The 20,078-nt window shown below is 60.1% G+C and carries 18 protein-coding genes; 11 read left to right on the plus strand and 7 right to left on the minus strand.

Annotated features, from left to right (window positions below):
- Nucleotides 1–17: 17 nt before the first annotated feature.
- Complete coding sequence (locus Q0601_RS00125; RefSeq protein ID WP_305285826.1) at nt 18–1,517, minus strand: CoA-acylating methylmalonate-semialdehyde dehydrogenase; 1,500 nt, start codon at nt 1,515–1,517, stop codon at nt 18–20.
- A gap of 100 nt (nt 1,518–1,617) precedes the next feature.
- Between Q0601_RS00125 and Q0601_RS00130 the strand changes: the two genes are divergently transcribed.
- From Q0601_RS00130 to coaD, 3 genes are all read left to right on the plus strand, one after another.
- Nucleotides 1,618–2,508 carry a LysR family transcriptional regulator gene (locus tag Q0601_RS00130; RefSeq protein WP_305285828.1) on the plus strand — a complete coding sequence of 297 codons (891 nt, stop codon included), beginning with the start codon at nt 1,618–1,620 and terminating at the stop codon, nt 2,506–2,508.
- An 83-nt stretch (nt 2,509–2,591) separates the two neighbouring features.
- Nucleotides 2,592–3,053 (plus strand): CBS domain-containing protein, encoded by a 462-nt coding sequence (locus Q0601_RS00135; RefSeq protein WP_119746059.1) that lies wholly within the window; start codon nt 2,592–2,594, stop codon nt 3,051–3,053.
- Nucleotides 3,054–3,136: 83 nt separating this feature from the next.
- Nucleotides 3,137–3,628 (plus strand): pantetheine-phosphate adenylyltransferase, encoded by a 492-nt coding sequence (gene coaD, locus Q0601_RS00140; RefSeq protein WP_305285832.1) that lies wholly within the window; start codon nt 3,137–3,139, stop codon nt 3,626–3,628.
- 126 nt (nt 3,629–3,754) lie between these two features.
- On the opposite strand, the gene Q0601_RS00145 is transcribed toward coaD, so the two are convergent.
- The 6 genes from Q0601_RS00145 to Q0601_RS00170 form a co-directional block, all read right to left on the minus strand.
- Complete coding sequence (locus Q0601_RS00145) at nt 3,755–4,255, minus strand: bactofilin family protein (RefSeq protein WP_305285834.1); 501 nt, start codon at nt 4,253–4,255, stop codon at nt 3,755–3,757.
- Nucleotides 4,245–5,549, minus strand: coding sequence for a M23 family metallopeptidase (locus tag Q0601_RS00150; protein ID WP_305285836.1), 1,305 nt, complete (start codon nt 5,547–5,549; stop codon nt 4,245–4,247). The genes Q0601_RS00145 and Q0601_RS00150 overlap by 11 nt, the downstream gene beginning before the upstream one ends.
- Nucleotides 5,550–5,717: 168 nt before the next feature.
- Entirely contained in the window at nt 5,718–7,115 is a 1,398-nt protein-coding gene (locus tag Q0601_RS00155; RefSeq protein ID WP_305285838.1) for a helix-turn-helix domain-containing protein, read from the minus strand.
- 133 nt (nt 7,116–7,248) lie between these two features.
- Nucleotides 7,249–7,869 carry a 30S ribosomal protein S4 gene (gene rpsD, locus Q0601_RS00160; RefSeq protein WP_119746069.1) on the minus strand — a complete coding sequence of 207 codons (621 nt, stop codon included), beginning with the start codon at nt 7,867–7,869 and terminating at the stop codon, nt 7,249–7,251.
- A gap of 123 nt (nt 7,870–7,992) precedes the next feature.
- Entirely contained in the window at nt 7,993–9,411 is a 1,419-nt protein-coding gene (gene xylB / locus Q0601_RS00165; RefSeq protein WP_305286712.1) for a xylulokinase, read from the minus strand.
- Between the two features lie 95 nt (nt 9,412–9,506).
- Nucleotides 9,507–9,734, minus strand: coding sequence for an antibiotic ABC transporter (locus Q0601_RS00170; RefSeq protein ID WP_305285842.1), 228 nt, complete (start codon nt 9,732–9,734; stop codon nt 9,507–9,509).
- 227 nt (nt 9,735–9,961) lie between these two features.
- Between Q0601_RS00170 and pyrC the strand changes: the two genes are divergently transcribed.
- From pyrC to Q0601_RS00210, 8 genes are all read left to right on the plus strand, one after another.
- A complete protein-coding gene (gene pyrC / locus Q0601_RS00175) occupies nt 9,962–11,002 on the plus strand; it encodes a dihydroorotase (protein ID WP_305285845.1) in 1,041 nt (346 codons plus the stop codon).
- Nucleotides 10,999–11,670 (plus strand): orotate phosphoribosyltransferase, encoded by a 672-nt coding sequence (locus Q0601_RS00180; protein ID WP_305285846.1) that lies wholly within the window; start codon nt 10,999–11,001, stop codon nt 11,668–11,670. The genes pyrC and Q0601_RS00180 overlap by 4 nt, the downstream gene beginning before the upstream one ends.
- A gap of 122 nt (nt 11,671–11,792) precedes the next feature.
- The gene (locus Q0601_RS00185) at nt 11,793–13,280 is read left to right on the plus strand and encodes a replicative DNA helicase (RefSeq protein ID WP_305285848.1); all 1,488 of its coding nucleotides are present in this window, start codon (nt 11,793–11,795) and stop codon (nt 13,278–13,280) included.
- Nucleotides 13,271–13,627 carry a DMT family protein gene (locus Q0601_RS00190; RefSeq protein ID WP_305285850.1) on the plus strand — a complete coding sequence of 119 codons (357 nt, stop codon included), beginning with the start codon at nt 13,271–13,273 and terminating at the stop codon, nt 13,625–13,627. Before Q0601_RS00185 ends, Q0601_RS00190 begins: the two co-directional genes overlap by 10 nt.
- Entirely contained in the window at nt 13,614–14,837 is a 1,224-nt protein-coding gene (locus Q0601_RS00195) for a multidrug effflux MFS transporter (RefSeq protein ID WP_305285852.1), read from the plus strand. Before Q0601_RS00190 ends, Q0601_RS00195 begins: the two co-directional genes overlap by 14 nt.
- 57 nt (nt 14,838–14,894) lie before the next feature.
- Nucleotides 14,895–15,464, plus strand: coding sequence for an ImuA family protein (locus Q0601_RS00200; RefSeq protein WP_305285854.1), 570 nt, complete (start codon nt 14,895–14,897; stop codon nt 15,462–15,464).
- Nucleotides 15,391–16,857, plus strand: a complete 1,467-nt coding sequence (locus Q0601_RS00205; protein WP_305285856.1) for a Y-family DNA polymerase — start codon at nt 15,391–15,393, stop codon at nt 16,855–16,857. Before Q0601_RS00200 ends, Q0601_RS00205 begins: the two co-directional genes overlap by 74 nt.
- Nucleotides 16,854–20,078 (plus strand): error-prone DNA polymerase, encoded by a 3,225-nt coding sequence (locus Q0601_RS00210; protein WP_305285858.1) that lies wholly within the window; start codon nt 16,854–16,856, stop codon nt 20,076–20,078. Before Q0601_RS00205 ends, Q0601_RS00210 begins: the two co-directional genes overlap by 4 nt.

Here is a 20,078-nt window from a genome sequence, read left to right on the forward strand (position 1 = left end):
AGTCCCCCGGCAGAATATTAGTCCATGGCCTTGAAGTTGAACTCTCCGCCTTCCTTGATGCCCGAGGGCCAGCGGGCCGTGACCGTCTTGGTCCGGGTATAGAAACGGAAAGCGTCGGGGCCATGCTGGTTCAGATCGCCGAAACCCGATTTCTTCCAGCCGCCAAAGGTGTGATAGGCCAGCGGGACCGGAATCGGAACGTTGATGCCGACCATGCCGATATTGATCCGATTGGCGAAATCGCGGGCGGCATCGCCGTCGCGGGTGAAGATCGCGGTACCATTGCCATATTCATGACTCATGGCGAGTCCGATCGCTTCTTCATAGCTGCCGGCGCGGATAGTGGACAGGACCGGGCCGAAAATCTCGGTCTTGTAGATATCCATATCCGGGGTCACGCGGTCGAACAGATGCGGGCCGACGAAAAAGCCGTCCTCATAGCCTTGCAATTTGAAATCACGGCCATCGACGACCAGTTCCGCGCCTTGATCGATGCCGGACTGGACAAGGCGATGGATATTCTCTTTCGCCGCCGCCGTCACCACCGGGCCATAATCCACATCATCGCCCGCCGTCCAGGGGCCGACTTTCAGTTTCTCGATACGTGGCACCAGCTTTTCGATCAATGCATCGGCGGTTTTCTCGCCCACCGGCACCGCAACTGAAATCGCCATACAGCGTTCACCCGCAGCGCCATAGCCTGCACCGACCAGCGCGTCGGCAGCCTGATCCAGATCGGCATCGGGCATGATGATCATATGGTTCTTCGCGCCGCCGAAGCATTGCGCGCGCTTGCCGGATTGCGCTGCGCGTTCATAGATATATTGCGCGATCGGGGTCGAGCCGACAAAACCCACCGCCTGAATGACCGGATTGTCGAGGATCGCATCGACGCTTTCCTTGTCGCCATTGACGACCTGCAATACGCCATCGGGCAGTCCCGCTTCTTTCAGAAGCTGAGCCAGCATCAGCGGAACCGAAGGATCGCGCTCGGACGGTTTCAGGATCATCGCATTGCCCGAGGCCAGCGCCGGTCCCATTTTCCACAGCGGAATCATGGCGGGGAAGTTGAAGGGCGTGATCCCTGCGACAACGCCAAGCGGCTGACGCATCGAATACATGTCGATGCCGGTACCGGCGCTGTCGGTGAAATCGCCCTTCAGCAGATGTGGTGCGCCGATACAGAACTCGATCACTTCCAGCCCGCGCTGCACGTCGCCCTTGGCGTCGGGGAATGTTTTGCCATGTTCGGATGACAGCGCTTCGGCCAACTTGTCCATATCGCGGTTCAGCAGGCGTACGAATTCCATCATCACGCGGGCGCGTCGCTGCGGGTTGGTCGCGCCCCATTTGACCTGCGCTTTCGCGGCGCTGTCGACTGCGGCGTCAAGTTCGGCCTTGGTGGCCAGCGACAGTTTCGCCTGCACTTCGCCGGTGGCCGGATTATACACATCAGAGAAGCGCCCGGATGTACCCTTGGCCTCTTTCCCGTCAATCCAGTGGTGAATCTCTTTCATGCTGTCCTCCTGCATTTGTCAGATGCAGCATAGTCTTGCGCAAATGCTGCGGAAAGGGGCAGGGTGACAAAAGCATTTTGCAAAATTGCAAGGGTCAGACATGGATTGGGACGATCTGCGCATATTTCTTGCCGTGGCACGAAATGAAAGCCTGTCAGGGGCGGGGCGCCGGCTGGGTCTGGATGCCTCGACCGTGGGGCGGCGGATTGCGCGGCTTGAACAGGCGGTCGGCGCGGTTCTGTTCGCCAAGACCCCGCAAGGATACATATTGACGACCGAGGGTGGCAGGCTGGTCGCCCCAGCCGAGGCGGCCGAAAAGGCGGCCGCCGCTGCGTTTGAGGCGACATGGCGGGATGAGGGGATTTCCGGGCAGTTGCGAATCGGCGCACCGGATGGCTGTGCGAATTACCTGCTTCCGCAGATCGCCCACCGGATGAGCGAAAGGCATCCGGGACTGGAGATCCAGATCGTCGCATTGCCGCGCGTGGTGAATCTGTCGAAACGCGAAGCGGATATGGCGATTGCGGTTTCCCCGCCGGAGACCGGGCGGCTGACGGTACAGCGCCTGTCTGAATATCATCTGCATCTGGCCGCTCATGATGATTACCTGCGCAGTCATCCTCCGATTGCGGGTCTGGCGGATCTTCGTCACCACCGGATGATCGGGTATATTCCCGACATGATTTTCGACCGGGAACTGGATTACCTGTCCGAAACCGGGGTCGAGGCCGCCGCGATCACCTCCAACTCGGTTTCCGTGCAGATGCAGGCGATCAGGGCAGGGGCGGGGCTGGGGATCGTGCATGACTTCGCGATCCCCTTCGCGCCCGGGGTGCGCAAGGTTCTACCCGATGAGATCGCCCTGACCCGGAATTTCTGGCTGCTGCGTCATGCGGATGACCGTGCTTCTCGTCGAATGACCCTGCTTGCCGATGAATTGGGGCGTGGAATCAGGCAAGAAATCGCGTTGCTTGAGGCAAAGCCGGATTGACGCGGCATCAGCGAGAGGTCGGGCTTGACGTGAAGCGAATGTAAGAAAATGATAAAATGAAGAATCTGGGCGGAGGAATAGCAATGCTTGTCAATCAGCTTTTGTCGATGAAGGGCCTGTCGGGCAAGCCCGGCGTCGTGTCGGCAACCATTTTCACCATCGCTCCGGATGCCACGCTTGAGGACGCGGCAAAACTTCTGGCCGAAAAGCGGATCGGCGCCGTTGTTGTTTCTTCTGACGGCTACAAGCCGGAAGGTATCCTGTCCGAACGCGATATCGTCCGGCAACTTGGGCAAAAGGGCAGCGGCATCCTGAACACGCCAATCCGCGAGGTCATGACGACCTCTGTCCAGACTTGCACAGTGGGTGAAGATGCACTGAGCATTCTTGACCGTATGACCAAAGGGCGCTTTCGCCATTTGCCGGTGGTCGATGATGACGGGAACATGCTGGGCGTGCTTTCCATCGGAGATGCGGTCAGCGGACGGCTGAAGGAGCTGGCCGCCGAGAAGGAGGCACTGACCGGCATGATCATGGGCAGCTAAGGCTGAAATTCAGTCAAAGCCTTGCAGATCCGGTGGAAATCAGTTTTCCCTAAGGGCAAGTTCACGCATAAGGAATTCTAACAATGCGCACTGGCCTTTATCCCGGTACATTCGATCCGATCACCTTGGGCCATACCGATATCATTCAGCGGGCAATGGCTTTGGTCGATCGGCTGGTGATCGGTGTCGCGATCAATCGCGACAAGGCCCCGCTGTTCAGTCTTGAGGAACGAGTCGCCATGGTCCGTGCCGAATGCGATACGATCATGGCGGAAACCGGAGGAGAGATCCTCGTTCATCCATTCGAGAACCTGCTGATAGATTGCGCCCGCAATGTCGGAGCAACCGTGATTGTGCGCGGATTGCGCGCGGTGGCGGATTTCGAATATGAATTTCAGATGGTTGGCATGAACCGCGCATTGGATTCCGGCGTCGAGACAGTGTTTTTGATGGCTGATGCACGCAGACAGGCCATCGCGTCGAAACTGGTCAAGGAGATCGCCAGACTGGGCGGCGATGTGTCGAAATTCGTGACGCCGGATGTACGGGCGGCCCTGACAAAAAAAATGACCTGATCCGGACAGATTTTCGGGCAAAGTGCCATTGCGGCTGCCTGATCGGCGTCAGACATCGGCAACAAAATGAAAAGGCCCGCTGAAGCGGGCCTTGATCACGCAATGAAGCGCGAAGTTATCACAATCTTACGTGCCAGTGGCAGGCGGCGCGAGCTTCTTGGTTCCGCCGCCATTCGCCAGCGGATCGTCCTGACGCTGAACCGATCCCTCGAAATGGGCGCCGGATTCAATGGCGATGGTCTTGTGAATAATATCGCCTTCCACCCGCGCGCTGGCCGAAAGCCGCACACGCAGACCCCGGACCCGACCAACGACCCGGCCATTGACGACAACATCGTCACCGACGATTTCGCCCTTGATCGTAGCAGTTTCGCCGACGGTAAGTTGATGCGCACGAACATCGCCCTCGATCGTGCCTTCGATCTGGATATCGCCTTCGGTCTTGATATTCCCGACCACGGTCAGATCAGAGGACAGAACAGATGGCGTGGTCCGGCCGCGCGGCGCGGTTGGTACCACATTCTCGCCTGCGCGCTCGGGCGCGGGGGCGTTGTAGGCTTCGGCTTCCTTGGGTGCGGAAGCTGGCTGCTGAGACTGATTTTCGGTCACACGAGTCTTAGAAAACATTGTTTGCTGCCTTGATGAAACTCATCGGATCTACGGCCCGGCCATTCATACGCACTTCGTAATGAAGATGCGGTCCGGTCGAGCGTCCAGTACTCCCCATATCACCGATCAGATCGCCTTGCGACACCCTTTGCCCCTGTTTTACACGAATTCGTGACAGATGCCCGAAGCGAGTTTCCGTTCCCAACTCATGCGAAATCTTGATCAGATTGCCATAACCGCTTTGCTGGCCCGCAAAATTCACGACCCCGTCGGCGGTTGCATAGACAGCGGTACCGGTCGGGCCAGCCATGTCGATCCCGGAATGCATCCGGCCCCAGCGGCGGCCGAAACCCGAAGTCAGGCGATAAGAGCTTTTCAGCGGCATTGCCAGAGGAAGCTTTTCGATGGCGATGCGATAAGTATTCATCTCGTCCAGCGTGACGACGATCTGCTTGGCTTTGGTTTCGCTTTGCTTCAGGGCGGCATTGCCGCTGGTCGAATATGAAATCGGATTCAGCGGACCGCCCTGGCCGGAATATCCTTTCCGAATGGCTTCCAACACCTCATCCGGGTCCATTCCGACGGAACGGAAGACATCATCCAGCGGCTTGACCGAGACCGTGACGGCGTTTTCAAGCTGGTTCAGGATTTCATCATTGCGGGTGACAATCTGATCGCGTTCGATCCGCAATTCCTCGGCCGTTTTCTGAGCCACTTCCGCAGTGCGTTCCGCTTCGCCCCGGGCCTTGGCGGTATCGCGCAACTCGCCGGACAGAATATCCAGCGCGGCGGCGATTTCCTCTTCCCGCGCATGGTCCGTCGCGCCATTGCCATCTGTCGTGCGGATTTGCTCTTCCGCATCGTTCCGTTCTGAAATTGCCTGGCGCAGGCTTGACTGGATGGTCTGCAAACCTGTTTCGAGTTCACTCCGCTTCTTTTCGGATGCAAGGAGCTGCGATTGCATTTCGGATACTTGCTGAAGGGCGGCGGTAAACCGGTTCTGCGTCGCCAGGGCCTCGGCTGCGCGGGCATCGCGCTCGGACGAAAGCTGAGCAAGCCGTTCTTCGAATGCAGCATGCGCCTGAACCATCTGCTCTTCATTCGATCCGGAACTGATCGCGTCGATGACCAGCACCGAGCTTGCGAACAATGTCCATCCGAACATCACCGTACCGCCCATCAGGCAGCCAAGTTGTGTCAGGGGGCGGAGGCGTAAAAAGCGGGTCGCATCGTCTGAACGCAGAAACAAACGTTTCTCGGGCAGCCATCGTTCAAGGGAAGAGTTCAGGCTGCTGATAAGGCGCTTTGGCAATGTGTGTCCCTCGTGTCGCACCTGTTTCTTTATTCGAGGTGCTGCAGTTCCAGTTGCCTAGCGGTAATAATAGGCTCCGCCCACAAGGCAACTCTCCTTATGTCGCACCCCCACATTTTGGCCGAAACACGCTTTGACTGGCGAAAATCCGCCGATATTGTGTTTTGCTCAGGCGATCTCGTAAGGCAGAGGACCGCTACGGTTGTCGGGGATACGCAAGGGTCTGTCTATCGGAGGAACCGACCGCTGGTGACAATCCGGCCGCGGGCAGATCCGGCAGGAAATACCGATCGGTTCAAATACAAGCGGATTGCCCGGATCAAGCCCGTCGGCATAGATCAGGCCATCTGCATGCCTGATCTCGCAGCCCAGACCGATGGCAAAGCGCCTGACCGGTGCATTGAACGCCCCGGCATGTTTCGAGACGTCGCGCGACAACAGCAGATAACGGACCCCGTCCGGCGTTTCCGCCAGCTGCCGCAGGAACCGGCCCGGCTGTTCGAAGGCCTGATGCACGTTCCAAAGCGGACAGGCGCCGCCGAAACGGGCGAATTGCAATCGCGTCGCCGAGTGCCGCTTGGTGATCGTGCCCGCCTGATCCACGCGAACGAAAAAGAACGGTACCCCCTTTGCCCCGGGACGCTGCATGGTCGAAAGGCGATGCGCCACCTGCTCAAGCGATGCGCCGAACAGATGTGAAAGACGCTCCAGATCGTGGCGTTCGCTCTGCGCGGCCTGAAGAAATTCGCGATAGGGCATCAGGGCCGCTCCGGCGAAATAATTCGCCAGTCCGACCCGGGCGATTTCACGGGCGACCGGGGTGCGGAAACGGGCAAGATCAAGCGTGGCTTCCAGAAGGTCGCGTTGCAATTCAAGCGCGACCAGATGCAGAAGCTGAAACACCCGCGTGGGTCTTTCGGCAGCCGCGTTCATTTGCAGTTCCCCCCCATTGCGGTGGAACACCGAATTGGTCGGAAGTTCCACGACCGATACGCGGATATCCCGTTGGGCCAGTGCATCGACGGCAATCTGCCAGGGATCGCCGCGTCTGCCATCCGTGCAGGCGAAACGTTCCGCCGCATGGTCCACGGCGTCGATGTAATTATCGCAGTAATGAAAGAAGTCCCGCACTTCCTCCCATGCGGTGATGACCGCGTTCTGGCCTGCCGCTCCGATGGCTTCGTCCAGTGCGGCCAGCCGTTCCTGTCCCTGGCGATGCGCGCGATACAGATCCAGAAACGCCCTTGCCAGCATCGGCGCATTGGTTGCGGCCAGACGCAGATCAGCCAATGGCGGCGTGGAATCGAACAGGGGATCGGCCAGCGCCTCTTGCATGTCGATCACCATGCGTTCCGCATCGCCAGCCGCCAGTGTGGTCAGGTCGATCCCGTATTCCCGGGCAAGCCGCAGCAGAACACCGGCGGAGATCGGGCGATGATTGTTTTCCATCTGCGACAGATAGGGAAGCGACACGCCCAGGGTTTCGGCAAAGCGCCGCTGCGTCAGCCCCTCTCGCGCCCGCGTTTCACGCAGGGCTGTTCCGGCATAGATCTTCTGCGTGGCCATGATCGCCCCCTACTTTGCAAACTTGGTTCTACCCTTTGCAAAGCCAGTTCGGCAAGTGGTGGTATGTATCAGGGGCCGAAATGAAAAGGCCGCCCCAAGAGGACGGCCCGGAACTTGCGATCTGCCCTGAAGATCAGTTCATGGCGTAGAATTCGACCACGAGGTTCGGTTCCATCTGCACCGCATAGGGCACATCGCCCAGCGACGGCGTGCGCAGGAAGGTCGCGGTCATCTTGTTGTGATCGGTTTCCACATAATCCGGCACGTCACGCTCGGGCAGGGCGACGGCTTCCAGCACGATGGCCAATTGGCGCGAACGCTCACGGATGGAAATCACGTCGCCTTCGCGGACGCGATAGGAAGGCACGTTTACACGCTTGCCGTTAACTTCGATATGGCCGTGGTTCACGAATTGGCGCGCGGCGAAGATGGTCGGAACGAATTTTGCGCGGTAAACGACTGCATCCAGACGACGCTCCAGCAGGCCGATCAGGTTTTCGCCGGTATCGCCCTTGATCCGCTCTGCTTCGGCATAGATGCGGCGGAACTGCTTTTCGGTCAGGTCGCCGTAATAGCCCTTGAGCTTCTGCTTGGCGCGAAGCTGGGTGCCGAAATCGGACAGTTTGCCCTTGCGGCGCTGGCCGTGCTGGCCGGGGCCGTATTCGCGGCGGTTGACCGGGGATTTGGCGCGGCCCCAGATGTTTTCGCCCATGCGGCGATCGATCTTGTACTTGGCAGCGGTGCGTTTGGTCATCGCTGATCTCCTTCTTTTGCGTTACGAAGGGCGTTGTCCTTTGGCCGAAGCCCGACAGGCATCCCCTTGCGGGGGCCACCAACACCAATGAAGTGCGCGCTTATAGCCTCACCGCCGCCAGAGTCAAGCGCGCTGCGCCTGCAATCGCGCCAATCCTTCGGACCAGCCGGAAGTCAGTGCCGGATCGGGTTCGAATCGCGCCGCGATATCCGGCTGCGAGATCGCATCGGCACCGGCCCCCAGGGCAGCCATCAGCCCCAGACGTGCCGCGCCGAAACCCGCCCCTGTCTCGGAGCCCGCCGGGCGCAGAATCGGCACGCGGGTCGCCTGCGCCAGCATTGCCAGCCACAGATCCGAACGTGCGCCTCCGCCCATCGCGATCAGCGAATCTGCCCCGCCTCCGGCATCGCGCAACGCGACCATGTTCTCGGCCAGAGCCAGTGTCACGCCCTCAAGTACGGCGCGGGTCATCTGAGGCCGGGTCGCGCCCGAAGACAACCCGCTGAACCCGGCCCGCTGCGCAGGATCGTTCAGCGGCGTCCGTTCGCCGCTCAGATAGGGCCAGAACGCGATGGGGCCCGGCGGGGTGGGGTGATCGTCCAGCTCTGCCAGCAGATTGCCAACCGGCTGATCGGCGATCCCCGCCCACCAGTCCAGACAGGCGGCGGCAGAAAGCATCACCCCCATCTGGTGCCATTGACCGGGCAGGGCATGGCAAAATGCGTGAACCGCGGTTTCGGGTGCGGGCAGGAAACGGTCGGTGGCTGCGAAAATGACGCCCGATGTGCCAAGTGAAACCAGACCGACCCCCGGACCGGTAATCCCTGCGCCGATTGCGGTGGCCGCGTTGTCGCCGCCGCCCCCGGCAACCGGGATACCGGGGGGAAGGCCCAATTCGCCGGCAATGTCCGCCCGCAGATATCCGGCAATTTCGCTGCCTTCTGTCAGCGTAGGCATTTGGCTGCGTTCCATGCCCGTAGCGGATAGCAGATCGTCGGACCAGTCGCGCTTTGCCGGATCGAACCATGCGGTGCCCGAGGCATCGGACATGTCGCTGATCGCCTCGCCGGTCAGCCAGAGGCGTAAATAGTCCTTGGGCAAAAGCACAAGACGGGTCCGTGCGAACAGATCCGGCTCGTGGTTCTGCATCCAGACCAGTTTCGGGGCGGTGAAACCTGCGAAGACGATATTGCCGGTGAGTTTGCGGAATTGCGGGTCGCCGTCCAGCCTGGCCGCTTCCTCCGAGGCGCGACCATCATTCCACAGGATCGCAGGGCGAAGAACCCGATTGTCGCTGTCAAGGCAGATTGCGCCATGCATCTGGCCGGACAGTCCGATCCCTGCCACTTTGTTCAATGGTATGCCGAGATCGGCAATCGCCCGGCGGGTGGCGGCAATCCAGTCTTGCGGTATCTGCTCGGACCAGCCGGGATGCCGATTCTTTACAGTCAGGGCGGCATGTCCCGTAGCCGCTACGCGCTGCGCATCGTCAATCAGCACCACCTTCACCCCCGAGGTGCCGAGATCGATCCCAAGAAACATCATGTCCCTCCCCGTTACTGGTCGTCGCATTCTTGCGTTATCCATCGCCGCGGCGCAATTCGCGACCGCGGTGGAAATTGCCTTGCGGCGGATTTTCAGAGCTGACGTGTCAGCCGGCGGGAATTGGCGGATATGCGCTTGTCATACGGCCTAAGCGCTTCGGACAAGACCTGTTCGGGGCTGGCGCCCCGGCTAGCGGCCTGCGCCATGGCGTAGAGGGATTCCGAGGCCGCCGCCTGTTTTTCCGCAACCATACGGAAAGGTTCACCCGGAGCCTGAGCGATGAGACCAAGCATTCCCGCCACACGCAGGCCGATTACCATTTGCGATTCCATCGAGATTCGCGTCAGTTGTGCCCAAAGTTGAAAAGGCGATGAAGAAACTGTTTTTCTTGTCATTTGTTTGTTTTTACCAATTGGATGGCATTATCGCCAAAAAGGGTATTCTTCGTCAGTTTTACGCGATGCCGCAAGTGCAACGCCCGGAAAACTGTTCGGTTTCCGGTTAATCCGGCTTGGAAAGCCTGTTTCGGCATGCAATGAGGCGTTTCATGACCGATCATATCACCCTTCGTCGTCCCGATGATTGGCACCTGCATCTGCGCGATGGCGAGATGCTGCGCGCCGTGGCCCCTCATTCCGCCGGTTTCGGCCGAGCGATCATCATGCCCAATCTGGTGCCGCCGGTCGTGACCGGCCAGCAGGCTGCCGCTTATCGTGAGCGCATTCTGTCGGCGGTGCCTGAAGGCGCGACCTTCCAGCCGCAGATGACGCTCTATCTGACCGATACGACCGATCCGGCAGATGTGATCAAGGCGCATCAGGGCGGCGTCATCCGGGCGGTGAAACTGTATCCGGCAGGCGCAACGACCAATTCGGATAGCGGGGTGACCGATTTCGATCGTATCCGCCCGGTATTCGAGGCGATGGCCGAGGCCGGCATCCCCCTGTGCGTGCATGGCGAGGTCACCGATCCCGATGTGGATATCTTCGACCGCGAGGCCGTGTTCATCGACCGCGTTCTGGATCCGGTCCGCCGCGCGAATCCCGAACTGAAGGTAGTGATGGAGCATATCACCACCTCTGACGGGGTGGCCTATGCACGCAGCGGCGAGAATATCGGCGCGACCATCACCACGCATCATCTGGTGATCAACCGCAATGCGATCTTTGCCGGAGGCATTCGCCCTCATTATTATTGTCTGCCGATTGCCAAGCGCGAAACCCATCGGCTGGCGCTGCGCGAGGCGGCGACCAGTGGCGATGCGCGGTTTTTCCTTGGGACCGACTCGGCGCCTCATCCCGACCGGGCCAAGCTGCAGCCCTGTGGCTGCGCGGGGTGCTTCACCGCGCCGAACACGATGTCGATACTGGCCCATGTCTTCGAGGAAGAGGGCGCATTGGACCGGTTGGAAGCCTTTACCAGCCTTAACGGAGCCGCGTTCTATGAGCTGCTGCCGAATGAGGACCGCATTCGCCTGACCCGCCGCGATATTCCCACCGAATATCCCGCAACCATTGTTGCCGGAGACGAAACCGTTACCGTTTTCGATCCCGGTTTTCCCCTTTACTGGCATCTGGAGGACCTATGAGTCTGCCCTATCCCACACGTGAAGAGATCGCCCGCCTGTCCGCCCGCATGCTGCTGGAAATCAAGGCGGTCGATTTCAATGCCAGGCAACCCTTTACCTATGCGTCGGGCAAGAAGGGGCCGACCTATGTCGATTGCCGCCGGATCGTCAGCTTTCCGCGTGTGCGCCAGACCTTGCTGGACTTCCTTGCCGCGACCATCATGCGCGATGCCGGCTTCGAAGCCTTCGACAATATCGCGGGTGGAGAAACGGCGGGCATTCCCTTTGCCGCGATGGTCGCGGAACGTCTTGGCCTGCCGATGACCTATGTGCGCAAGAAGCCCAAGGGCTACGGCCGCAATGCAAGGATCGAGGGCGTGATGACCGAGGGGCAGCGGGTGCTTCTGGTCGAGGATCTGACCACGGATGGCGGCAGCAAGCTGTCCTTCGTCGACGCGATCCGCGAGACCGGGGCAAGCTGCGCCCATACGGCAGTGATCTTCTATTACGGTATTTTCCCCGAGACGACGCAGCGCCTTGCCGATCATGGTGTCAGCCTGCATCACCTGTGCACTTGGTGGGATGTGTTGAACGAGGCGCGGGAAAGCGAAGCTTTCGATGCGGCCACGCTGGATGAGGTCCAGACCTTCCTGTCCGATCCGAAAGGGTGGCAGGCAGCCAACGGGTGACCTGCAGTTATCCACAGCTTATCCCCCATTCTGCCCACCAGATTTCGTTGCGCCGCCATTTGCGAAACCCATAACTTAGCGTATCATACTGCGAATAATCAGCATGCGGGGGCAGCGGGTCTATGAGCAATCTTCGGGTGATCGTTCCGGGACAGGAAGGCGAGGCGGGTGAAGTTCAGGCGGTACCTTATTCGCTTGAGGCAGAGCAGCAGCTTCTGGGTGCGCTTCTGACCAATAACGATGTCTTCGACCGGGTCAGCCAGATCATCAAGCCCGAACATTTCTATCACCCTGTTCACGCCCGCATCTTCGAGATCTGCGCCGAGCGTATCCGTAAGAATGCACTTGCAAGCCCGGTGACGATAAAAGCCTTCATGGAAAATGACGAAGGTTTGCAAGAGCTTGGCGGCGCACCCTATCTGGCGCGGATCGCGGGTGTGGCGATCTCGGCTTATGCGGCGCGTGATTACGCGCAGATGATCCGGGAATTCGCCCTGCGGCGCGAATTGATCGCACTGGGGCAGGATATTTCCGCGCGCGCCTCGACCGTCGAGGTGGATGACGACGCGGAAGAGCAGATCAAGGCGGCCGAACAGACGCTGTACAAGCTGGGCGAACAGGGCGTGGCCGAGCGCGGATTCCAAAGCTTTCTCAAGGCGGTGACGGGCGCTGTTCAGGCGGCGAACGCGGCCTATCAACGGGATGGCAAGCTATCGGGGATCCCGACCGGACTGATCGATCTGGACAACAAGATGGGCGGGCTGAACAATTCGGACCTGATCATCCTGGCCGGGCGGCCCTCGATGGGGAAAACCTCGCTGGTGACGAATATCGCCTTCAACGTTTCCAAGGTGCATAAACTGGGCGAGCGGCCGGATGGCACGCATGGGACCGTGGAAGGCGGCGTGGTCGGTTTTTTCAGCCTTGAAATGTCGGCGGAGCAGCTTGCCGCCCGTATCCTGTCCGAAGCCGCCGAGGTTCCCAGCGAACGCATCCGCAGCGGCAATATGGACGAGGCCGAATTCCGCCGTTTCGTCGAGGCGGCGCATGCGTTGCAGAATTGCCCACTTTATATCGACGACACGCCCGCGCTGCCGATCAATCAGCTTGCCGCCCGCGCCCGCAAGCTCAAGCGGACGCATGGGCTGGACGTGCTGATCATCGATTATCTGCAATTGCTGCGCCCGGCGACGGCCAAGGACAGCCGCGTGAACGAGGTTTCCGAGATTACGCAGGGCCTGAAGGCCATCGCCAAGGAACTGAATATCCCGGTGATCGCGCTGTCGCAGCTTTCGCGTCAGGTCGAAAACCGCGAGGACAAGCGCCCGCAATTGTCCGACCTGCGCGAATCGGGCAGTATCGAGCAGGATGCCGATATCGTCATGTTCGTGTTCCGCGAGGAATATTACCGCGAACGCGAAAAACCGTCCGACAGCGATCTGGACGCGATGGCCAAGTGGCAGCAGATCATGGAACAGGTGCATGGCAAGGCCGAAGTGATCCTTGGCAAGCAGCGGCACGGCCCCATTGGTACGGTCGAACTGGCTTTCGAGGGGCAATTCACCCGTTTCGGCAATCTGGCAAAGGACCGGCAAAGCTCATGGGATTGAGCCTGCCGGTTCCGGTCGTCACGATCGGTTTGCTCATCTTGTCAAATCTGTTCATGACGGTGGCGTGGTATGGGCATCTGAAATTCAAGGCGGCGCCGCTTCTGACCGTGATCATGGTCAGTTGGGGGATCGCCCTATTTGAATATATCCTGCAGGTGCCGGCCAATCGTGTCGGGTATGACTATTTCAATGCTGCGCAGCTGAAAACCATACAGGAAGTCATCAGCCTGTCGGTCTTCGCCCTTTTCTCGTGGGTTTACCTGGGCGAGAAGCTGAGCTGGCAGCACGGTGTCGGCTTCATGCTGATCTGCGCCGGCGCATGGTTCGTGTTCCATGACTGGGGATAAGGTGACCGAAGGCATGGCAGGTAAGAGAACGCCTCCGCATATCCTGACATTGGTGGCGCTGTCCGGTGTATCGGCGCTGTCGATGAACGTGTTTTTGCCCTCATTGCCTGGCATGGCGCGGGATTTCGGGGTGGAATACGGTGTGATGCAGCTTTCCGTCTCGGCCTATATCGGGGCCAGTGCGGTGCTGCAGCTTCTGGGTGGCCCGATCAGCGATCGCTGGGGCCGGCGGCCGGTCGTGCTGACTTCGTTGGCCATTTTCATCCTTGCGACGATCGGTACATTGCTTGCCCCGAATGTCGGAATTTTCCTGATTTTCCGGTTGATTCAGGCGGTTATAGCAACATGCATGCTGGTGCCCCGCGCCGTGGTGCGCGATATGTATGATGGTGCGCAGGCGGCGTCGATGATCGGTTACGTGACCATGGGCATGGCCGTCGTTCCCATGATGGCGCCGGTGGTCGGCGGGATCCTTGATGAAGCCTATGGATGGCGTGCGAATTTCGCGGTGATGGGGCTTCTGGCCTTGCTGGTCGGCATCGTGGCATGGCGCGATCTGGGTGAGACGGTTCGGGATGGCGGGCTGTCCATGCGGCAGCAGGCACAAAACTACCCGATTCTGGCGCGTTCGGTGCGGTTCTGGGGCTATTGTCTTGCAGCGACCCTGTCATCGGGCTGTTTCTTCGCCTATCTCGGCGGGGCTCCTTTCGTGGGCGAGCATGTCTTTGGGCTTTCTCCCGCTGAAGTGGGGTATTTCTTTGCCGCACCTTCGATCGGTTATCTGACGGGCAATTTCCTGTCGGCCCGGTTCACCGCGCGGTTCGGGTTGAATCGGATGATCCTGATCGGCACCTGTGTCTGCCTGTTCTTCGTTGCCTCTTCGCTGACGGTACTTCTTTTCGGGATTGTCGATCCGTTTATCTTTTTCGGTGCGATCGCTGGCATGGGTTTGGGTAACGGGCTGGTGATGCCTAACGCCAATGCCGGAATGATGAGCGTGCGGCCCGAGCTTGCGGGAACCGCCAGCGGGCTGGGCGGGGCGCTTGCCATTGCCGGGGGCGCAGTGTTGTCTGCGCTTGCCGGGGCACTTTTGCAGCCCGGAACAGGAGCCATGCCGTTGATGATCATCATGACGGTTTCGGCGGCAGGGGCGCTGTTGGCGATTCTGTGGGTGCTTCGGCGAGAGGCGCAGTTGAGCCGGGCAAAATAAACCGGGGCGATATAACCAATGGATCGCAAGATGAAGATTTGGAAGGAATGACCGGGCATGCCGCATGATCCGTTCCATCTTGCTCCGGCGCGGATGCATGAAGCCGAGGGGCAGGGCCGTCATGCTTTCGCGCTGTTTCAGGCGGTGCGCCACGATGGCCCGCTGATCTGGATTACGCCTGCCCGCGCTTCGCATAGCCCGATGCTGCCCGGATTGCCCGAGGGCGTGGGTGAGCGGTTGCATCTGATCCGTCCCGAAAACGAGACGGATTTGCTATGGTCCACCGAGGAAGCATTGCGCAGCCAGCCGGTTGGGCTGGTCATCGCCGAACCCGAAATTCCCATGTCCCTGACCGTTGCCCGCCGGCTGCAACTGGCTGCCGAGGCCGGGCAGACTCCGGGGCTGATGCTGATCCGTGAAGGAGCAGGCAGCAATGCCACTGAAACAAGATGGCATTGCGATCCTGTGGCGGGAAGCGCGGACTCGACTCTGCATCGCTGGTCCCTTAAAAAGAACAAAAAGGGAACATTTGGCAAGTGGATATTGCATTGGAATGGTGAAACGGCTGCTTTCGATCTGGTTTCCAAGACTGGCAAGCGATCTTCATCTGCGACATCGACCCGGTAAGGGGCCATTTGCCTTAAGTCACCGGTCAGGCAATACCATTCATCTGCATTGCCTGAACATGATTGCCGAAGCACAGGGACTGCGCCGGGGAATGCCTCTGGCCGATGCGCGCGCGATCTGTCCCCGGCTTGTGACCCATCCCGCCGATCTGCCGCGGGAAGCGGCGGGGCTGATGGCGCTGCGGCGTTTTACGCTGCGTTATGCGCCCTTGGTTGCAAAGGATGGCAGCGACGGGCTGATCGCGGATATTTCCGGGGTGCCGCATCTATTCGGGGGCGAGGAAGCCCTGCGTGACGATCTGCATGCGCGGTTTGCGGGGGCGGGCATCACGGTCGAAACGGCGATTGCCGGATCGCGCGGGGCGGCATTCGCATTGGCGCGCCATGGTGGCGGGATCATTCCCGACGGGGCTCTGAAACGGGGAATCGCGGCGCTTCCGGTCGCGGGCTTGCGGATCGGACACGAGATAGCCGGGGGGCTGATCCGGCTGGGTCTGACCCGGATCGGGGATCTGGCCTGCCAGCCGCGGGCGCCTCTGGTACGGCGCTTTGGACCCGGGCTGATGATGCGGCTGGATCAGGCGTTGGGGGAGCGGTCCGAACCGGTTGCGGCTGAACCCGAAGCGCCGCATTTCGGGGTGCGGATGACCCTGCCCGAACCCATTGGCCTGCAGGCGGATGTCATGGCCTCTTTGCTGCGCCTGCTGAAACAACTCGGCAGAAAACTGGCCCGTCATGAGATGGGCGCCCGCCGGTTGCGGCTGGAGCTTATGCGGGTGGACCGGGAGACGATAAGGATCGAGATCGGTCTTGCCCGTCCGATGCGTGATCCTTTTCGGATCGCGGCGCTGTTCACCAGAAAACTTGAAGAGGTCGATGCGGGTTTCGGCATTGAGGCCATGCGGCTTCATGCCCATGTCACGGAAAACCTGCCGCCCGAGCAAATTGACGATACGCCAGATCAGGAGGATGTACTTGCCGATCTGTTCTCGCGTCTTGGCAATCGTCTGGGATTTCAGCATGTGCAGCGCCTGCTTCCTGCCGATAGCGACATCCCCGAACGTAGCTTTACGCTTTCTGCCGCAGCCTATAGCCAGGCCGAGACCAGACCTCTGCGATACGGACCGCCGCGCCCGGTCATCATTTTCCCGCCCGAACCGGTCACAGCCGTTTCTGGCCACCCGCCCGTACGCTTCCGCTGGCGTCGGAGGGGATACACGACCTTGCGGGCCACGGGCCCCGAGCGGATTGCCCCGGAATGGTGGTTCGATGATCCGGCATGGCGCAGCGGGATCCGCGACTATTGGCGGATCGAGACGCGGCAGGGGCCGCGCCTGTGGTTGTTTCATACGCCACAGGCACCGGCATGGGCCATGCAGGGAGAATTCGCATGAAAGATTATGCCGAACTTTGCGTGACCAGCAATTTCACCTTCCTGACCGGCGCATCGCATCCCGAGGAACTGATCACGCGTGCTGCGCAACTTGGCCTTGCCGCCATTGCGATCACCGACCGTAATTCAGTTGCTGGTGTGGTCCGGGCCTGGACGGCGTTGAAAGAGATGAAGCGCTCGCAGGCAGAGGAAGACACTCCTATCGTTCCGCGCGATATGCCTTTGCCGAAATTTATCGCGGGCTGCCGGCTTGTGCTGACTGACAGCCCGGTGGAATGGCTGGCATTGCCAACCGATGTTGCGGCCTGGTCGCGACTGACGCGGCTGCTGTCGCTGGGCAAGGGGCGGGCGCCAAAGGGCGAATGTCATCTGGGCAGCCGGGATTTGCAGGAATGGGGCAGGGGGATGATCCTGATCGCCCTGCCGCCGGATCCTTTGGAAAGCGGTTGCAGCCATGCTGATCTGCGTGCCATGGGGCACCGTTTTCCCGGGTTTTGCTATCTGGGGGTCGCACCGCGTTATGACGGGCGCGATCCGCTGCGTTTCGATCATCTGGAGCGGATTGCGCACAAGACCTGTCTGCCGATGACAGCGGTAGGCGATGTGCTGATGCATCGTGCCGCGCGCCGCCCTCTGGTCGATGTGCTGACCTGTCTGCGGATCGGCTGCACCATCGACGATATCGGCCTGAACCGTCTGACCAATGGTGAACGCCGCCTGAAAGCCGGGGCCGAGATGGCGCGGCTGTTTCAGCACCACCCCGCTGCGATCCGGCGCACAATGGACATCGCGGATCGCTGCGGATTCGATCTTGGTCATCTGCGTGGGCAATATCCGGATGAGGAACAGGATGGCGAACCCGCACAGGATCGGCTGGAACGATTGGTGCGAGAGGGGGGTATCTGGCGCTATCCCGATGGGCTGCCGCCGAAAATCGCCGCGCGTGTCGAAACGGAATTGCGGCTGATCGCGGAGCTGGAATACGCGCCCTATTTTCTGACCGTGCGTGACATTGTGAGTTTTGCGCGATCAAAGGGAATTCTGTGTCAGGGGCGCGGTTCGGCGGCGAATTCGGTCATCTGCTACCTGTTGGGCATTACCGAGGTGCAGCCCGGTTCCATTACCCTGATCTTCGAGCGTTTCATCAGCAAAGAACGTGGCGAACCGCCGGATATCGACGTGGATTTCGAGCATGAGCGCCGGGAAGAAGTCATTCAGTGGATATATAAGAAATATGGCCGCGAACATGCGGGGCTGACTGCGACCGTCATCCGTTTCCAATCGCGCGCCGCCATTCGCGAGGTCGGCAAGGTCATGGGCCTGTCTCAGGATGTGCTGGCCCGGATGACCGGGTTGATGTGGGGCTCCTCCTCGAAAGGGCCGGGTATCGGGGAATTGCGGGCGGCCGGCCTTGATCCCAATGACAGGCGCGTCGGACTGACGGCCCGGCTGATCGGTGAAATCATCGGCTTCCCCCGGCATTTGTCGCAGCATGTCGGCGGTTTCGTCATCACCCAGGGCCGTCTGGATGAGCTTTGTCCCATCGAGAACGCGGCGATGAAGGATCGCACCGTGATCGAATGGAACAAGGATGATATCGACAGTCTTGATCTGATGAAAGTCGATGTGCTGGGGCTTGGCATGCTGACCTGCATCCGCAAGGCTTTCAAGTTGCTGAAGGATCATCGCGGGCTGGAACTGACGCTGGACAGTTTTCGGCCCGACGATGATCCGGATGCACCACCCGTTTATGATATGCTTTGCAGGGCCGATGCCGTGGGCGTGTTCCAGGTCGAAAGCAGGGCGCAGATGAATTTCCTGCCCCGGATGCAGCCGCGTGACCTTTATGATCTGATCTGCGAGGTCGCCATCGTCCGCCCCGGCCCGATTCAGGGCGGTATGGTCCAGCCCTTCCTCAATCGCCGTCAGAAACGGGAGAGTGTCGAGGATCTGGGCCCCGAGTTGATGGAGGTTCTGAAAGGCACTTATGGCATACCGCTGTTTCAGGAACAGGCGATGCAGATCGCCGTGATCGCCGCCGGCTTCACGCCAGCCGAGGCGGATCATCTGCGGCGCTCGCTGGCCACCTTCCGGCGCATGGGCACGATCCACAGATTTCGTGATCGTTTCATCACGGGAATGCTGCAAAATGGCTATGATCCGGATTTCGCCGCCCGCTGTTTCGCCCAGATCGAAGGTTTCGCCGATTATGGCTTTCCCGAAAGCCATGCGGCCAGCTTCGCGCGGTTGGTCTATATTTCGGCATGGATCAAATGCCATCATCCGGCGGTATTTACCTGTGCTCTGCTGAACAGCCAGCCGATGGGCTTTTACGGCCCGGCGCAGCTTGTACGGGATGCCCGCGATCATGGGGTCGAGGTTTTGCCGGTCTCGGTCAATCACTCCGAATGGGATTGCACATTGGAGGCGTGCGGCGATGGCGAACTCGCATTGCGTCTTGGCTTGCGTCAGATCAAAGGGATGAAGGAGGAGGATGCAGAACAGATCGCTAAGTTCCGGGGCAATGGGTATCCCGATGTCGAAAGCCTGTGGCTCCGGGCCGGGATCAAACCCGAGATATTGGAACGGCTGGCCGAAGCGGATGCCTTCGTCACAATCGGAGTTGGCCGCCGGGACGCATTATGGGCCGCCCGCGCCCTGCGCTCTCCGGGAATGCTGCCACTGTTCGGCGCGGATGGTGAGGGCGTAGATGAACCGAAAGTGATATTGCCCACGATGACATTGGGGCAGGAGGTGATCGAGGATTATCTTTCGATGCGTCTTTCCCTGCGGGCGCATCCGCTGGAAATACTGCGCCGGCGCTTGCCCGAAAGCATGGTGCATGAGCGATTATCCGTCATGAATGGTCGGGTTTCCGTGACCGGCCTTGTCATTACCCGACAACGGCCGGCGACAGCCTCTGGCGTCATCTTCCTGACGCTGGAGGATGAAACCGGCACCTCGAACATCGTTGTCTGGAGGCGAATCTACGAACGTTACCGCAATGCGATCATCGGTGGCCGCCTGCTGCGCGTTACCGGCCGTATCGAGCGTGAAGGGCAGGTGGTGCATGTCATCGCTGAAAAGATTGAAGATCTGTCTCTTATGCTGGCAAATATCAGCGGTCCCGGACGCATTGCCGGAAACGGGCCGCCGCAGCCCTCGGCCCGGCATCCGCGAGAGCAGGCGAAGCGGCTTTTCCCAAGCCGGGATTTTCACTGA

It is taken from the genome of Paracoccus wurundjeri, from assembly GCF_030678915.1.
Classification (GTDB): Bacteria; Pseudomonadota; Alphaproteobacteria; order Rhodobacterales; family Rhodobacteraceae; genus Paracoccus; species Paracoccus onubensis_A.

What these genes read in the sequence shown, in the direction of transcription:
- Q0601_RS00125 (WP_305285826.1), bottom strand. Translation starts at nt 1,517, where the DNA reads ATGAAAGAGATTCACCACTGGATTGACGGGAAAGAGGCCAAGGGTACA.
- Q0601_RS00130 (WP_305285828.1), top strand. Translation starts at nt 1,618, where the DNA reads ATGGATTGGGACGATCTGCGCATATTTCTTGCCGTGGCACGAAATGAA.
- Q0601_RS00135 (WP_119746059.1), top strand. Translation starts at nt 2,592, where the DNA reads ATGCTTGTCAATCAGCTTTTGTCGATGAAGGGCCTGTCGGGCAAGCCC.
- coaD (WP_305285832.1), top strand. Translation starts at nt 3,137, where the DNA reads ATGCGCACTGGCCTTTATCCCGGTACATTCGATCCGATCACCTTGGGC.
- Q0601_RS00145 (WP_305285834.1), bottom strand. Translation starts at nt 4,255, where the DNA reads ATGTTTTCTAAGACTCGTGTGACCGAAAATCAGTCTCAGCAGCCAGCT.
- Q0601_RS00155 (WP_305285838.1), bottom strand. Translation starts at nt 7,115, where the DNA reads ATGGCCACGCAGAAGATCTATGCCGGAACAGCCCTGCGTGAAACGCGG.
- rpsD (WP_119746069.1), bottom strand. Translation starts at nt 7,869, where the DNA reads ATGACCAAACGCACCGCTGCCAAGTACAAGATCGATCGCCGCATGGGC.
- xylB (WP_305286712.1), bottom strand. Translation starts at nt 9,411, where the DNA reads ATGTTTCTTGGGATCGATCTCGGCACCTCGGGGGTGAAGGTGGTGCTG.
- Q0601_RS00170 (WP_305285842.1), bottom strand. Translation starts at nt 9,734, where the DNA reads ATGGTAATCGGCCTGCGTGTGGCGGGAATGCTTGGTCTCATCGCTCAG.
- pyrC (WP_305285845.1), top strand. Translation starts at nt 9,962, where the DNA reads ATGACCGATCATATCACCCTTCGTCGTCCCGATGATTGGCACCTGCAT.
- Q0601_RS00180 (WP_305285846.1), top strand. Translation starts at nt 10,999, where the DNA reads ATGAGTCTGCCCTATCCCACACGTGAAGAGATCGCCCGCCTGTCCGCC.
- Q0601_RS00185 (WP_305285848.1), top strand. Translation starts at nt 11,793, where the DNA reads ATGAGCAATCTTCGGGTGATCGTTCCGGGACAGGAAGGCGAGGCGGGT.
- Q0601_RS00190 (WP_305285850.1), top strand. Translation starts at nt 13,271, where the DNA reads ATGGGATTGAGCCTGCCGGTTCCGGTCGTCACGATCGGTTTGCTCATC.
- Q0601_RS00195 (WP_305285852.1), top strand. Translation starts at nt 13,614, where the DNA reads ATGACTGGGGATAAGGTGACCGAAGGCATGGCAGGTAAGAGAACGCCT.
- Q0601_RS00200 (WP_305285854.1), top strand. Translation starts at nt 14,895, where the DNA reads ATGCCGCATGATCCGTTCCATCTTGCTCCGGCGCGGATGCATGAAGCC.
- Q0601_RS00205 (WP_305285856.1), top strand. Translation starts at nt 15,391, where the DNA reads ATGGTGAAACGGCTGCTTTCGATCTGGTTTCCAAGACTGGCAAGCGAT.
- Q0601_RS00210 (WP_305285858.1), top strand. Translation starts at nt 16,854, where the DNA reads ATGAAAGATTATGCCGAACTTTGCGTGACCAGCAATTTCACCTTCCTG.